The sequence below is a fragment of the Sphingobacterium sp. N143 genome (assembly GCF_030325625.1).
Classification (GTDB): domain Bacteria; phylum Bacteroidota; class Bacteroidia; order Sphingobacteriales; family Sphingobacteriaceae; genus Sphingobacterium.
Genome location: NZ_JACAIS010000008.1, coordinates 126083 through 140264 on the forward strand (window position 1 = coordinate 126083; position 14182 = coordinate 140264).

Sequence of the window (14182 nt, forward strand, 5' to 3'; positions counted from 1 at the left end):
CTTAATAATTACCGTAAAAATATAAAAAAACGCCCAAATGAAATACATTTGAGCGCTCAGGATTATGATATGATTAGAAAAAGGCTTGTTATACAACTCCCTGTGCTTTCATGGCATTGGCAACTTTAATAAAGCCACCGATATTGGCGCCTTTCAAATAGTTGACAAAATCACTTTCTTTGCCATATTTCAAGCAAGTTTCATGAATACTTTCCATGATGGTTTTCAGGCGGTTATCAACTTCTTCCGTACACCATTGTGTGCGGATCGAATTTTGGGACATTTCCAGACCACTGACAGCCACACCACCGGCATTCGCTGCTTTTCCAGGTGCAAAACTGATCTTGGCATCAAGGAAAACTTTGATCGCTTCGGCAGTAGAAGGCATGTTGGCACCTTCAGCAACACAGACACAACCATTGGCCACAAGGGCTTTCGCATCAGATTCATCCAGTTCATTTTGCGTTGCACAGGGCAGTGCGATGTCACATTTGAATTGCCAAGGCTTTTGTCCAGGCAAAAATTGAGCATTGGGATAACGTGTTGGGTACAGATCCAGGTTACGGCCCAAAGTCGCTCCGAAAGCCATTTTCTCGGCATCAAAACCATCTGGATCATAAAGTGTTCCCAAGCTGTTCGAAACCGTAATGACTTTGGCTCCCAATTGCAGCGCTTTTTCCACGGCATAAAAGGCAACGTTACCCGCACCGGAAACCGTGGCTATTTTTCCTTGTAAAGATTGACCCTGATGCTTGAAGATACAATCCACAAAGTACAATAAACCGTATCCTGTAGCTTCAGGACGAATATATGAGCCGCCCCATAATTCACCTTTACCAGTCAGGACACCCGTAAAATTGTTTTGAAGACGTTTGAATTGACCAAATAGGAAACCGATTTCACGTCCACCAACACCAATATCACCAGCAGGAACATCCGTATCAGCACCGATATGACGGTACAATTCAGTCATGAAACTTTGGCAAAAACGCATGATTTCATTATCAGATTTGCCCTTAGGATCAAAATCGGAGCCACCTTTACCGCCACCGATTGGTAAACCCGTTAAACTATTTTTAAAAACCTGCTCAAAGGCAAGGAATTTTAAAATACTCTGATTGACAGAAGGAGCGAAGCGTAAACCACCTTTGTAGGGGCCTATTGCACTGTTCATTTGAACACGATAACCACGGTTTACCTGGACTTCATGGTTGTCATCAAGCCATGTAACACGAAAAGATATAATACGTTCAGGTTCTGTAAGGCGTTCAAGAATTTTTTGATCGAAAAACTCAGGATGATTGTCTGTGATATAAGGAAATAAATCCTCGGTAACTTCTTTTACAGCTTGTAAGAATTCTGGTTCATGTGGATTGCGTTTCTCAACGTTTGAGATGAACTCGTTAAAATTTTTTGACATGTTTTAATTAGTAAAATTTCCCTTTGGCAGGCACTAATTTACATATTTTACAATAAAAAACCAATTTTTGTTAATTTTTTATAAATTTTAATCTATTCCAATGAAATTCCACATTTCAATTGAATTAGCCCAGTATGATGATCTATCATAGAATGATAGCCAAAATTCCACAATTGAAGTATTTTATTCGATGTCCATACGCTCAGAAAGAATCATTTTCGTTCCAGTCCAAAAATTAATATGTAACATCCCATTCAGGATATGATGCCTTATAATCATGCAAGCTGAAGGATATCAAAGCAGATGTTTATGACATTTTATACGGCATTGATTTTGGTCGAATGCTGGGAAAAGGTGAGTTCCCTTATTATTCTATTTAACATAATATAAATTATATAATCAATACTTAAAAAGCGGATAGGGGTTTGATTACCTATTTTCAACCGACTATATACAGGATAATGTCCGGATCATGGCATCGCATAAAAAAGAAACGCAAACCAAAGTCTGCGTTTCTTAAAGATTTAGGTTGACTATTTTTTTAATTCATTTAATCGACCGCCTGAATCATTAAGGCGCCGACTGTCAAATTTGTACGTGGATCGATCACAATCGCTTGAGAATTTGCCGCATTTTCATCTTGCAGGTCAAATACGAGATTCTCAGCAGCTTTAATGGCAATGTGGCAAATGTCATTGAGTTTGATCGCTTCGCCAAAAACTTTTTCCTGCGTATTGATATCAAATTTATAAAGCACGTCCGTGATTTTTATCTTTGTCAATTTGCTGTGGCTTTGGACTAAATAGATCTGTTCAGTATCCAGCGGTTTGTTGTCAAACCAACAGACATTTCCCTGAATGCTGCGTTCAAATTTTGGTGCAGACTCCACATTGGCAATGGTATCACCGCGGCTGATGTCCACATCATCTGTCAGATGTATAATAACCGACTGGCCATTCTCTGCGCGGTCAAGCTGCTGTCCGTTCAGCTCTATGGCCTTCACGGTGCTATAAGTTTCAGCCGGATAGATAATGACCTGAGCACCAACACTAAGCCCCTCTCCTAATACTCGGCCCGCATATCCTCTATAGTCGTGTAAATCATCGGTTTGTGGCCGTACGACCCATTGTACCGGGAATCTCCAATCCGTAGATTCGTTTTCATGGATTTCCACATTTTCGAGGTAATCCAATAAGGATTCACCTGAATACCAGAGCATCCGGTCTGATTTGTGGACAATATTATCGCCCTTTAAAGCGGATACCGGAATGAAATCCACGTCCTTAAGCCCTAAATTAGCGGCCAAACGCAGATAGTCCGTTTTAATCTGCTCAAAAACTGCGGCGCTATAATCCACCATATCCATTTTATTGACACAGACCAACACCTGTTTCATCGCCAGTAATTTGGCAATAAAGGAGTGTCTTTTTGTCTGTTCAATGACACCTTTCCGAGCATCGATCAAGATGATGATCAGGTCCGAATTGGAGGCACCGGTGACCATGTTGCGGGTATACTGGATATGGCCCGGAGCATCCGCAATAATGTATTTTCGATGATCCGTCTGAAAGTATTTATAAGCCACATCGATGGTGATTCCCTGTTCACGCTCGGCTTTCAGTCCATCCGTCAGTATAGCCAGATCCACCGTTCCATCATCATTTTTCCTGTTGGCACGCTGTATAGCCTCCAGCTGATCGTCCAAGATCGAATTTGTATCGTATAGTAACCGGCCTATCAAGGTACTCTTACCATCATCTACAGAGCCGGCCGTTATAAATTTCAATATATTCATTGTCGTCAATATCAGATATTAGATTTCAAATTAAGACCTAAAAATAGCCCTGTTTTTTACGTTCCTCCATCGCAGCTTCAGATACTTTATCATCCATGCGCGCGCCGCGTTCGCTCACTGTCGATGCCTTGATTTCGGCAATAATATCATCAAGGGCTGTTGCTGTCGAATCGACTGCCGCCGTACAGGTCATATCGCCCACCGTTCTGAAGCGAACCGATTTGCGCTCTATGATATCCTCATCGTCCATATTCAAAAATGGGGCTGCTGCCATCAATTGCCCATTCCGGGTAATCACCTCCCGCTCATGACTGAAATAAATCGAAGGCAATGCGATCTGCTCCCGTTTGATATAATTCCAGACATCCAGCTCAGTCCAGTTTGAAATCGGAAAAACACGTACGTTTTCGCCCTTGTTTATTTTGCCATTGAAAATGCTCCAGAGTTCAGGTCTTTGCCGTTTTGGATCCCATTGTCCAAATTCATCCCGCACGGAGAAAATACGTTCCTTTGCACGCGCTTTTTCCTCGTCCCGGCGGGCACCACCGATACATGCATCAAAGCCATTTTTTGAGATCGTATCCAACAATGTGACCGTCTGCAGTGCATTCCGGCTTGCATTTTTACCTTTCTGTTCGACCACTTTCCCTTGATCGATGCTATCCTGCACATAACCAACAATAAGCTTTTCACCGATCTCCTCAATAAGCGCATCGCGAAAAGCAATGGTTTCCGGAAAATTATGCCCCGTGTCGATATGAACCAAAGGGAAAGGAAATTTCCCCGGTCTAAAAGCTTTTTTTGCTAGGTGAACAAGCGTAATTGAATCTTTTCCGCCTGAGAATAAAAGTGCAGGCTTTTCAAACTGTCCGGCAACCTCCCGTAAAATATATATCGCTTCCGCTTCTAAATGATCTAAATAGTCCATTTTTTGAAATAATAATTTGTTTTAATGAATTTCTGTCTGCCGTTTACGATTTTACAGCGTGTAGACCACATTCTTTTTTACTCTGATCTTCCCACCACCATCTACCGGTACGAAAATCCTCCCCTTCCTGAACAGCCCGTGTACAAGGCTGGCAGCCAATACTCGGAAATCCTTTGTCGTGCAGCACATTATAAGGGATATATTGCTCTTTACAATATTGCTTCACCTCCGCAAATGTCCAGTCAAACAAGGGGTGGATTTTGACGATCTGATTCACTTCATCATATTCGATAAAGTCCATGTCATGCCTATTGGCAGACTGTTCCGACCGAATTCCCGTAATCCAGATCTTCTTGCCTTTAATTGCCCGTTGCAGGGGCTCAATCTTCCGTATCCGACAGCATTCCTTGCGATTTTCTACTGATTCATAGAACGAATTTGGTCCCTTTTTGCTGATAAACTCTTCCAGTAAATCCGTATTGGGCGCATAGGTTTTAATTTCCAGCTGATAACGTTCCAGCGTACGGCTCCACAGGGAATACGTTTCTTTAAACAGACGGCCCGTATCCAAGGTAAAAACCTCGATGGGCAGTTTGTTTTTACCGATCCATTCGGTGATGATCTGGTCCTCAATACCAAAAGAAGTCGAAAAAACAACTTCCGAGGGGTATAGTGATGCGATCACCTGCAGCATCTCCACTCCTTTTTTTTCGCCAATAATTTCTCTGATTTCCTTAACGTTCATGACGTAATATATTTTTGGTATGTTCGTTCAGTTGCTTTACTTTGAATTCGAAATTGCCCTTCAGCTGTTCCCGGTACGCACTCATCAGCGAGAGCGTCTCATCAATTTCCTCCGGCAGGAGCTCATTCAACAGCTCTTTGATGCGCTTGGCCATGGTAGGCGATTTTCCATTGGTCGAAATCGCTACCTTTAGATCACCCTTTTTGACGATCGAACTCAGGTAAAAATCACATAGCTCCGGTTTGTCGGCAGCATTGAAAAGCAGGTTATGCTGTGCCGTCAGGCTGCGGAGCTGATCATTGAGCTCCACATTGTTTGTTGCGGCAATCACCAGCTGTTTGTTGTCGATGTCACTTGCCTCAAAGGGCCGTATATGGAGCTGAATATGTGCGTAAGCCTTCAGCAGGTCTTCAAATTCCGGAAGAATTTCCCGGGCCACCACGGTGAGCTGTAAGGATTCATCGTTGGCGATCAGCGCCTGAAATTTCTCCAGTGCAACTTTACCTCCACCCACCAACAAGGTATGGACCTGGTCGAGCTTCACAAATATGGGAAACAGTTGGTTCATGGCTACAGGGCTAATGCTTTCTCTTTAATCTGTTGAAATGCTTTATGTTTGGCGACCACTTCACCGATGACAATGATGGCTGGCACACCAATTCTCTTTTCGGTAGATTCGTCCAATATATTATCCATTGTGCCCAATACCACTTTCTCGTTTGGCAGAGAGCCATTCTGTATCAGGGCGATCGGTAGGTCGTGGAAGCCCTTTTCCCGGTAGATGCCCACGATTTCAGCCAGCTTACCGTAGCCCATCAAAACGACTACCGTGGCATTGGATTCGGCAGCTAGATACAGATCACTTGACAAGGAGCCATCCGATTTTGAACCGGTGATCACCCAGAAGCTCTCGCTTATTCCGCGGTACGTCAAGGGGATCTGCTGCAGTCCGGTGAGGCCGATAGCCGACGAAATACCAGGCACCACCGCTGTTTCAATACCATATTGGGCAATATAATCGATCTCTTCACCCCCACGTCCAAAAACAAAGGGATCTCCACCTTTTAAGCGTACCACATGCCCATAGTTCAGGGCATAATCAACCAGTAGACGATTGATCTCATCCTGCGAAGTCGACAGCTGCTCGGCACGTTTGCCGACATAGATCTTTATGCAGTCCGCCTTGGCATAATCCAACAATTCATCATTGACCAATGCGTCATACAAAATGACATCCGCTTTTTGGATCGCCTTTATTCCTTTGAGACTGATCAGCTCTGGATCCCCAGGGCCTGCTCCCACGAGCGTTATAAATGGTTTAACTTGCATTTTCCTTATTCAACTAATTTAAACTAAACACTTAAACGCAGTTCTTCGCGTTTTTTTGAAGCCTCATAATAGAACGCTTCGGCTTGGAGCAGATAGGCATCGGCAAATTCTTTTCCAGGTTCAAATTTATTGATCTGGAGCACCCGCTCCTCAAAGCTGGTCGGGAAGCTGAAGATACCATCTTGTACATACAAGTTATCAAATTCTTTGATAATAGCAATCTGTGTACTGGCATTTATTCCTTTATCCAACAGCAATGCTTTTGCTGTCCAGACAAAGGAGCTGTAAATATGATAAATTGCATCCGCATATTGTTGTTGCTGCAGTGCTTCTTTTGCTAAGGCCAGTTTCTCCTCCGATTCAAACAATAAAGTGGCAATCAGGTCGATGACGACGCCGGCACATTCGCCCACACCTATAGCCGTGTTATAAATGTCGTTGCGGCCCCAGTCCACAAACTCATCTTCCGTCAATGTGCTCAGGTCGGCCAGCGGTTTCAGCAGCCGGTAGAAATAATCCTTCGTCTGCCTGTCATAATATTGATGGAAGCTTTCTTGCTCCAATCTGTTGGCTTTAAAATCATTTAACAGCAGGTCCACCACCAGGGTGACACGTTTGGTAGGTACTTTGGTGATGCGCTCGGCGATTCGGCCTATGCCACCCCCAACAGTTCCACCACCAATCATCACCTGTGCGGCAGGCAATACCCGGCCCTGAGCCTTTAATGAACTGCCATGAAAACCAATGTGCGCCAGTCCATGCTGACCACAAGAATTCATACAACCCGAGATCTTGATTTTTAGGTGCTGCTCATACACAAAGTCACCATGAAACTCCTCCACGTAATTTTCCAGCACACGGGCCATTTCCGTGGAGTTTGAAATACCCAGATTACAGGTATCCGTGCCCGGGCAGGTGGTGATATCGAGTGTGCTGTTAAATCCATAGCGGGCATAGCCCAGTTCATGCAGTACATTGTAGATATGTGGCAAGGATTCTTTGCGTGCAAATTTCAGCAGCAGGTTCTGGTCCTGCGTCACCCGCATATCATCGGCGACATGATCCCGGATACTGGCCACCAATTGGCGCGCTTTTTCTGTTGGGATATCACCTGTTGGAACTTTTAGGTATACACCATAAAATCCTTTTTGCTTTTGTTCAAATACATTCGTCTGCAACCATACCTCATAAGCCAAGGGGTCCACAGGTGTTACCTGTTCAGTAAACAGAGGCGGATGTGCTGCAGTGGGCACCTTTTCCCTGTCCACCACAAAACGTTTGCTTTTGATGGCTTTGCGTTCTTCTTCGACCAGTCGGAGCACTTCTTCCAACCCCAGTTTCTGCACCACGTATTTAAAGCGGGCCTTGTTCCGGTTATTTCGCTCACCATGACGGTCAAAGACACGGATCGTCGCTTCAATCAGGGGTATAAATTCATCTTCAGGCAGAAAATCAAAAATCTTTTGTGCCAGGATGGGCTGAGCACCCAATCCGCCGCCGAACATGACCGTAAAACCACGTTCCTCCCTGCCTTCATGCTGTCTTACTTTCGGCACAAAACCAAAGTCCTGAAGGTAAGAAAACGCCGTGTCTTTATCACTCGAAGAAAAGCCGATTTTAAATTTCCGGCCCATGTCCGCACATATCGGGTTTCGGACAAGGTATTCGAAAGTACTTTGTGCATAAGCCGATACATCAAAAGGCTCATCCGGATCTACCCCAGCTGCTGGCGAAGCCGTTACATTCCGTACAGTATTTCCACAGGCTTCCCGTAAGGTCAGGTCATCCGCGGCAAGTTTAGCCCAAAGCTCAGGCGTTTTGTCCAGGCTCACAAAGTGAATCTGGATATCTTGCCGTGTGGTGAAATGGATATTGCTGCTGGCATATTCGTCCGAAATATCAGCTATTTTCAGGAATTGTTTAAACGTAAGTTTTCCAAACGGCAACTTGATACGGATCATTTGTACACCAGGTTGTCGTTGGCCATATATGCCCCTGGCCAGGCGCAAGGATTTGAATTTATCCTCGACCATCTCCCCTGCCCGGTATGCTCTTATCTTTTTTTCCAGTTCGATGATTTCCTTTTCAACAACTGGGTTTTCTAATTCTGTACGGAAGCTTTGCATAAAACAAATAAAATCTATTGATTTAGTATTCTTTTCTCAGGGTCAAATGTAAAAATTTTTTTTTAATATTCTATAATATCTACCAAATTAATATATATTTGCCTTGTAAAATTAAATATACTAAACCTGTAGACTAATGGGTGTAACGATAAAAAAGTGTTTTATAATTCTGATTCTTAGTTCAATAGTCGTCTTTCAGATGACATCCTGCGCACCAAAAGTTAAAAATGGCTACAGTAAAGAACGTGGATTTGAAGGCAACATTTCCCTATCCGGTGCTTTTGCCCTCTACCCCTTGGTCGTGATCTGGAGTGAGGATTTCAAAAAAGAGCATCCCCATGTCCGGTTCAACATTTCTGCAGGCGGTGCTGGCAAGGGTATTGCTGATGTACTGACCGGCATGGTCGACATCGGTTTAGTATCGCGCGATTTGCATCCACAGGAAATCAAGAAGGGTGCGGTTCCCATTATCGTTGCAAAGGATGCCGTGATATGTACAATAAATCCGGGCAACCCCAATTATAAGGCACTCCTACAACGGGGCCTCACGCGGGATGAGCTTGCCGATATTTTCATCAACCGCAAGTTCAGGACCTGGAAGGAGATTGATCCCCGGTTTACGGCTGACCCGATCAATGTATATGTGCGGTCCGATGCTGCCGGAGCAGCAGAGACCTGGGCCAAATTCTTTGACCACAAACAAGAAGACCTTCAGGGTGTCGGCATCTTTGGGGACCCCGGTATTGCCCAGGCCATCAAAGATGATATTTATGGCATTGGATTCAACAATATCAATTATGTCTATAATTTAAAGACAGACAAGGTATTTGACCGTATCGATGTCCTGCCGCTGGACTTAAACAACAGTGGGCAGCTTGACGTTGAGGAGCAGTTTTACCATTCTCTTTCCCAGCTCACAGAAGCCGTGGCCACGGGCAAGTATCCTGCGCCTCCGGCCCGGGACCTGACCTTTGTGACACACAATAAGACCGAATCCCTGCTTTTAAAAGAGTTTATCGCCTTTGTGCTCAAGAAGGAAGCCCAGTCGCAACTTCTTCAGAATGGTTATGTACCCTTAAATGAAACATTGATAAAACAAGAACTAAATAAGTTATAGTATGCTAAACACACGTCTGGTTAAAGATGCATTCGTAAAACGATCGACCCTGCTGCTGCTATTGATCTCCTTATCGGTGGTTGTGGTCATTGCTGTTGGGCTGACCGTCAAATCGATCCCGTTATTTGAATATAGCAATGTATTCGAGTTGCTAACGGATAGCGTATGGTCACCGATGAAAGGATCTTTTGGGTTCCTGCCTTTTATTGCAGGCACCTTGGCGGTGACCCTCATTTCCCTCGCTATAGCCATCCCACTATGCATTCTGACCGCTGTGTACCTGACCGAATATGCTTCCGATGCGTTAAAAAATATGATGTTTCCCCTGGTCAATGTGCTGGCCGCCATACCGCCAGTACTGTATGGTGTCTGGGGTGTCCTGTTTATCGTCCCCTTGATCCAGCTGTATATTGCACCGGTATTCGGTGTTGTTACCTCGGGTTACTCCGTGCTGGCAGGCGGCATTGTCCTGGCGGTCATGATTTTTCCGATCATGATCTCCATCATGGTTGAAGTGCTACAGACCATTCCTTATGAACTGAAAGCGGCTTCCCTATCCCTGGGGGCAACGAAATGGGATACCATCAAACATGTCATTTTAAAAAAGGCAAAACCGGGCATTATTGCTGCCATCGTCCTGTCGACTTCACGGGCATTTGGTGAGACCATTGCCGTGTTGATGGTCTGTGGTAATGTGGCCAAGGTTCCTACCTCCATTTTCGATGCCGGGTATCCGATCCCTGCATTGATCGCCAATAATTTCGGGGAAATGATGTCCATTCCGCTTTACGAATCTGCCCTGATGTTTTCCGCGCTCTTGCTGTTTGTCATCATCTTTATTTTCAATTTGATATCGCGTCTTATCTTAAGACGTCTGGAAGGAGGTCAGCATGCATAATATCAAAAGAAAGTTATTGCATGAAAAGATTGCCAAAGGCTTTATGCACCTATCGGGCATTACTGTCACGGCTTCCCTCTTTTTTATTGTGGGGACGATCCTCTATAAAGGCCTTCCCTACCTCAATTGGGATATGATCAGTCAATTACCCCAAGGCGGATTTTACATTGGCAAGGAAGGTGGTATTTTAAATGCCATCTTAGGGTCCTTATACCTGGCTGGGCTGTCCACCGCCCTGTCCGCATTGATCGGGATTCCCATTTCGCTTTACCTGAATGTATACCTAGGGGCCAAATCCAGGGTCACTCAGCTTGCCAAACTGCTGTTTGACGTACTCTATGGTGTCCCATCCATTGTTTATGGTGCCGTTGGTTTTGGTATCATGGTCTACCTGGGCATCAGGGCATCCTTATTAGGTGGTATCATTACCGTCACGCTGCTCACCATCCCGATTGTAGTACGCACCGTGGATGAGCTGATCAAAACCATCCCCGAGGACCTTAAGAATGTCACCCTTTCCCTGGGCACCACCCGTTGGGAAATGGCCAAAGTGATGCTGCGCAGTATCCGTACTGGTTTATTGACCGCCATACTCTTAGCTTTTGGCCGGGCCATTGGCGATGTCGCCGGTGTCTTATTGACCACAGGATTCAGTGATAATCTACCCAAATATATTGATGAGCCCGCGGCAACACTTCCCCTGGCTATATTTTTTCAGTTGAGCAGTCCCATTCCTGAAGTCCAGGGCCGGGCCTATGCATCTGCTCTGGTTTTAACAATCATTATTTTAATTATCGTAATATGCACTCATATTCTTCAATCGAAACAAAAGAATCGTTGATTAGCGACCCATTGAGTGATCCACACATTGAAATCAAGGATCTCAATGTCCATATCGACGGACGACATATCTTAAAAAATATCAATCTCGCCCTGCCCAACAATAGCGTCACCTCCATTATTGGTCCCTCAGGATGTGGCAAGACCACGCTGCTCAAGACGCTCAACAGGCTGGTTGATGATACAAAAGGTGTAGAGATAACCGGTTCAGTCCTGGTAAATGGAGAAGATCTCTATGGGAAGCATGCCGAGGTGACCCATATCCGGAAGAAGATGGGACTTTTATCCCAAAAACCCTATCCGCTTCCCATGTCCATCTATGACAATGTAGCATATGGCCCCCGCATACATGGTGTCAAAAGCAAAAAAGAACTTGATAAGATTGTAGAGAAGCAGCTGCGCAATGTCGCGCTATGGGATGAGGTCAAAGACCGCCTGGGACATTCGGCCAGCGGATTGTCCATTGGACAGCAACAAAGGCTCTGCCTGGCCCGGGGACTGGCGGTTGAGCCCGAGATCATCCTTGGTGATGAGTCTACTTCAGCCTTGGACCCACTGTCCACCGCCAAGATCGAAGAATTATTGATCGAGTTAAAGAAAGATTATACCATTGTCCTGGTTACCCATATCCTGCGGCAGGCCAGACGGGTTTCCGATTACATTATATTTGTCTATGGTGGTGAGATCCTTGAGTTCGGTCCTACCGAGCAGGTATTGTTGAATCCCCAGCATGAGATCACCAAGCAATACGTCAAAGGATTTATTTCCTAAACATAGCAAAGGGCGACGGTATAGCTCCCTTGTAGCAATAGCTGTTCTTGTACAGGCATTGACCGGTTGATGTTTAATCAGGCCCTGTGGGATGCCCCGTAGTCCAGGATTAAACGTCAACCGGTATCCTCTAGTTTGTGTCCATGCATAAGGCTGACGAGCGGAGCCCCTGTGCTGCTTATTTCAAATGAAACAGGTCATCCACCCCAAGGATCTTTTTAGAGGTAAAGCCTTCGGCATATTTAGCCTGGATATAGCGTCCAAATTCCCGTGCCCTGGCAGCAGTAGACTCCATAAAGTCCGGATTGGAAATATAAGTCTGCGGTTCGTCCGGATTTACATTTTCACCGGTATAAAACTGTGTTTTATAGGCTAGTATGGATTTCTCCTTGATGGCATAGTATGCTGAAATATCGATGACCACATCAGGTTTGATGTAATAGTCCTGCACAAATTGCAGCAGCAGCCGTGGGCGAAAAGCCTCCTGCGGCAGATTGTCTTCATCTTTGGTTTCCACCCTTCTTAAGCCTGCCAGGAAGCAAGCTTCATTCACCAGCTGTCCGGCCCGGCCATGGTCAGGGTGGCGATCGGTAATGGCATTGGTGATGACGATTTCAGGTTGGTATTTTCGGATGGCGCGGATGACGGCCAGTTTTTCTGCTTCCGCATTTTCAAAGAAACCGTCACGCAGGCCCAGGTTCTCACGGACGGTCAATCCCAGAATATCCGCCGCATCTTTCGCTTCCTGTGCCCGGGTTTCTGCTGTGCCCCTGGTGCCCAGTTCACCCTGTGTCAGATCCACAATTCCTACCTTTTTCCCTTCGGCGACATATTTTGCCATTACGCCACCAGCACCCAATTCAGCATCGTCCGGATGCACGGCAATGACAAGCAAATCTAATTTTAGCATATTTCTACAATCTACTTTATGGTGTACACATACTCTTCCAGCATTTAAATTGACCCATTTGGGGGATTTTATTGCGGTAGAGCTGGACCAAAGGTAGTAAGTTTAGCGCTTACTCTTGCAAGAGGCGTTCGATATTGCGGCAAATTTTACCTGACAATGGCGAAGTGGTCGGGTAAAAAAAGTCAACGACTTCCCCCCGTTTGTTGATGAGGTATTTATGAAAATTCCAGGATGGTTTGCTGTTGATGCGTCCATTTTCCGTTTTATTGGAAAGGAAACCATACAGGGGTGTCTTGTAGGCCCCGACCACATGGCTCCGTTTGAATATCGGGAAACTGACCTGTTGGTTGATGCGGCAGAAGGTTTCGAGGGTGCTGCCAGTCAGGGGTTCCTGATTGCGAAAATTATTCGACGGAAAAGCCAGCACTTCAAAGCCCCGGTCTTTGTACTTTTGATATAATTTCTCGAGCGATTTAAATTGCCTTGTAAAGAGGCATTGGCTCGCCGTGTTGACCACAAGCAGCACTTTCCCCTCAAAATCTGCCAGGGATTTTTTGGTTCCGTTAAACTGTAGCGCATCAAAGTCATATATTCTTTTCATACGGTCTGGTGTTAGCCTCCTCCATTAAAAATTACATTACTGGTCGTGGTCGGGATTTTTCAAATTCCCGAATGATATTCTCGATCTCAAAGTCCTCTTTGGCATCATAGGAGGTTTTCAGGTTATGCCCAAATATCTTGGCTACCCCCTGATAAAAGAAGGCCGAAATTCCGCCTTTCATTTCTTTGACCATCTCATAGCTGGTATGGCCGGTGTAGCGGTCGATTAATTTGATCAGGATTTTACCCTGTGAAATGGTCATGTTCTTGATCTCCCTGTTGAACATCTGTTTCACATCATGCTCACATTTTTCGACCAAGGCCTGATGTTCCTTTTTGTCGGATGTCATGGCCAGGTCACGGTCAAGCTGGTCATATCTTTTTTGCGCATAGATCGCATACGGCAGCACTTTGAGGACATTTCGCCTAAAGCGCAGGTATTCCCGCCGTGCAGTTTCGCTGGTCCACACCCTTTTTCTGACAATCACAACCTCCGGAATTGGAAACCAGGGCAACACTTCCCCCGAGGGTAATGTCGTGGTCATATAATCCGATACAGACTCCTGTGCCCCATCACCATATAAGGGAAGGACGAGTGATCGTGACTGTGCCTTAGCAGACAGAGTCCCCAGAAGCAAAAGCAAGCCAAATACGATTGTCTTCATCTGTACGCCTATATAACTCTTTTAAATTTGTCAATACT

The 14182-nt window shown here is 45.2% G+C and carries 14 protein-coding genes; 4 read left to right on the plus strand and 10 right to left on the minus strand.

The features are described from left to right. Positions 1-88: 88 nt before the first annotated feature. The 7 genes from gdhA to HX021_RS15850 all read right to left on the minus strand — a co-directional run bounded on the left by gdhA (position 89) and on the right by HX021_RS15850 (position 8343). Positions 89-1420 (minus strand): NADP-specific glutamate dehydrogenase, encoded by a 1332-nt coding sequence (gene gdhA, locus HX021_RS15820; RefSeq protein WP_286591446.1) that lies wholly within the window; start codon positions 1418-1420, stop codon positions 89-91. A gap of 550 nt (positions 1421-1970) precedes the next feature. Then, complete coding sequence (locus tag HX021_RS15825; protein WP_286591448.1) at positions 1971-3215, minus strand: sulfate adenylyltransferase subunit 1; 1245 nt, start codon at positions 3213-3215, stop codon at positions 1971-1973. Positions 3216-3252: 37 nt separating this feature from the next. Further along, positions 3253-4143 (minus strand): sulfate adenylyltransferase subunit CysD, encoded by an 891-nt coding sequence (gene cysD, locus HX021_RS15830; protein WP_286591449.1) that lies wholly within the window; start codon positions 4141-4143, stop codon positions 3253-3255. 43 nt (positions 4144-4186) lie between these two features. Next, the gene (locus HX021_RS15835) at positions 4187-4888 is read right to left on the minus strand and encodes a phosphoadenylyl-sulfate reductase (RefSeq protein ID WP_286591450.1); all 702 of its coding nucleotides are present in this window, start codon (positions 4886-4888) and stop codon (positions 4187-4189) included. Beyond that, positions 4878-5456: a precorrin-2 dehydrogenase/sirohydrochlorin ferrochelatase family protein gene (locus tag HX021_RS15840; RefSeq protein WP_286591451.1), complete on the minus strand. Its 579-nt coding sequence runs from the start codon at positions 5454-5456 to the stop codon at positions 4878-4880. The genes HX021_RS15835 and HX021_RS15840 overlap by 11 nt, the downstream gene beginning before the upstream one ends. Before the next feature lie 2 nt (positions 5457-5458). Continuing rightward, positions 5459-6217: a uroporphyrinogen-III C-methyltransferase gene (gene cobA, locus HX021_RS15845; protein ID WP_286591452.1), complete on the minus strand. Its 759-nt coding sequence runs from the start codon at positions 6215-6217 to the stop codon at positions 5459-5461. A gap of 23 nt (positions 6218-6240) precedes the next feature. Next, the gene (locus HX021_RS15850; RefSeq protein WP_286591453.1) at positions 6241-8343 is read right to left on the minus strand and encodes a ferredoxin-like domain-containing protein; all 2103 of its coding nucleotides are present in this window, start codon (positions 8341-8343) and stop codon (positions 6241-6243) included. A 199-nt stretch (positions 8344-8542) separates the two neighbouring features. Here HX021_RS15850 and HX021_RS15855 point away from each other — a divergent pair, with 199 nt between their 5' ends. Genes HX021_RS15855 through HX021_RS15870 form a run of 4 tightly spaced genes read left to right on the plus strand, consistent with a single transcriptional unit; the run spans position 8543 to position 11969 of the window. Continuing rightward, positions 8543-9460: a PstS family phosphate ABC transporter substrate-binding protein gene (locus HX021_RS15855; RefSeq protein WP_286591455.1), complete on the plus strand. Its 918-nt coding sequence runs from the start codon at positions 8543-8545 to the stop codon at positions 9458-9460. Between the two features lies 1 nt (position 9461). Further along, positions 9462-10358, plus strand: a complete 897-nt coding sequence (pstC, locus tag HX021_RS15860) for a phosphate ABC transporter permease subunit PstC (RefSeq protein ID WP_286591456.1) — start codon at positions 9462-9464, stop codon at positions 10356-10358. After that, the gene (locus HX021_RS15865; RefSeq protein ID WP_286591457.1) at positions 10351-11199 is read left to right on the plus strand and encodes a PstA family ABC transporter permease; all 849 of its coding nucleotides are present in this window, start codon (positions 10351-10353) and stop codon (positions 11197-11199) included. The genes pstC and HX021_RS15865 overlap by 8 nt, the downstream gene beginning before the upstream one ends. Next, on the plus strand, positions 11160-11969 hold the full coding sequence (locus HX021_RS15870; RefSeq protein ID WP_286591459.1) for a phosphate ABC transporter ATP-binding protein: 810 nt from the start codon (positions 11160-11162) through the stop codon (positions 11967-11969). The genes HX021_RS15865 and HX021_RS15870 overlap by 40 nt, the downstream gene beginning before the upstream one ends. A gap of 178 nt (positions 11970-12147) precedes the next feature. Here HX021_RS15870 and bshB1 read toward each other — a convergent pair whose 3' ends face one another. From bshB1 to HX021_RS15885, 3 genes are all read right to left on the minus strand, one after another. Next, positions 12148-12879 (minus strand): bacillithiol biosynthesis deacetylase BshB1, encoded by a 732-nt coding sequence (gene bshB1 / locus HX021_RS15875; RefSeq protein ID WP_286591460.1) that lies wholly within the window; start codon positions 12877-12879, stop codon positions 12148-12150. Positions 12880-12988: 109 nt separating this feature from the next. Then, positions 12989-13480: a glutathione peroxidase gene (locus tag HX021_RS15880; RefSeq protein WP_286591461.1), complete on the minus strand. Its 492-nt coding sequence runs from the start codon at positions 13478-13480 to the stop codon at positions 12989-12991. A 31-nt stretch (positions 13481-13511) separates the two neighbouring features. Further along, on the minus strand, positions 13512-14144 hold the full coding sequence (locus tag HX021_RS15885; RefSeq protein ID WP_286591462.1) for a DUF4294 domain-containing protein: 633 nt from the start codon (positions 14142-14144) through the stop codon (positions 13512-13514). Between the last annotated feature and the right edge of the window lie 38 nt (positions 14145-14182).

Bases quoted from the DNA above. Each gene is read 5' to 3' on its own strand.
- HX021_RS15850 (WP_286591453.1), bottom strand. From the start codon at position 8,343: ATGCAAAGCTTCCGTACAGAATTAGAAAACCCAGTTGTTGAAAAGGAA.
- cobA (WP_286591452.1), bottom strand. From the start codon at position 6,217: ATGCAAGTTAAACCATTTATAACGCTCGTGGGAGCAGGCCCTGGGGAT.
- HX021_RS15870 (WP_286591459.1), top strand. From the start codon at position 11,160: ATGCACTCATATTCTTCAATCGAAACAAAAGAATCGTTGATTAGCGAC.
- HX021_RS15825 (WP_286591448.1), bottom strand. From the start codon at position 3,215: ATGAATATATTGAAATTTATAACGGCCGGCTCTGTAGATGATGGTAAG.
- HX021_RS15880 (WP_286591461.1), bottom strand. From the start codon at position 13,480: ATGAAAAGAATATATGACTTTGATGCGCTACAGTTTAACGGAACCAAA.
- HX021_RS15835 (WP_286591450.1), bottom strand. From the start codon at position 4,888: ATGAACGTTAAGGAAATCAGAGAAATTATTGGCGAAAAAAAAGGAGTG.
- gdhA (WP_286591446.1), bottom strand. From the start codon at position 1,420: ATGTCAAAAAATTTTAACGAGTTCATCTCAAACGTTGAGAAACGCAAT.
- HX021_RS15855 (WP_286591455.1), top strand. From the start codon at position 8,543: ATGACATCCTGCGCACCAAAAGTTAAAAATGGCTACAGTAAAGAACGT.
- HX021_RS15885 (WP_286591462.1), bottom strand. From the start codon at position 14,144: ATGAAGACAATCGTATTTGGCTTGCTTTTGCTTCTGGGGACTCTGTCT.
- bshB1 (WP_286591460.1), bottom strand. From the start codon at position 12,879: ATGCTAAAATTAGATTTGCTTGTCATTGCCGTGCATCCGGACGATGCT.
- pstC (WP_286591456.1), top strand. From the start codon at position 9,462: ATGCTAAACACACGTCTGGTTAAAGATGCATTCGTAAAACGATCGACC.
- HX021_RS15840 (WP_286591451.1), bottom strand. From the start codon at position 5,456: ATGAACCAACTGTTTCCCATATTTGTGAAGCTCGACCAGGTCCATACC.
- cysD (WP_286591449.1), bottom strand. From the start codon at position 4,143: ATGGACTATTTAGATCATTTAGAAGCGGAAGCGATATATATTTTACGG.
- HX021_RS15865 (WP_286591457.1), top strand. From the start codon at position 10,351: ATGCATAATATCAAAAGAAAGTTATTGCATGAAAAGATTGCCAAAGGC.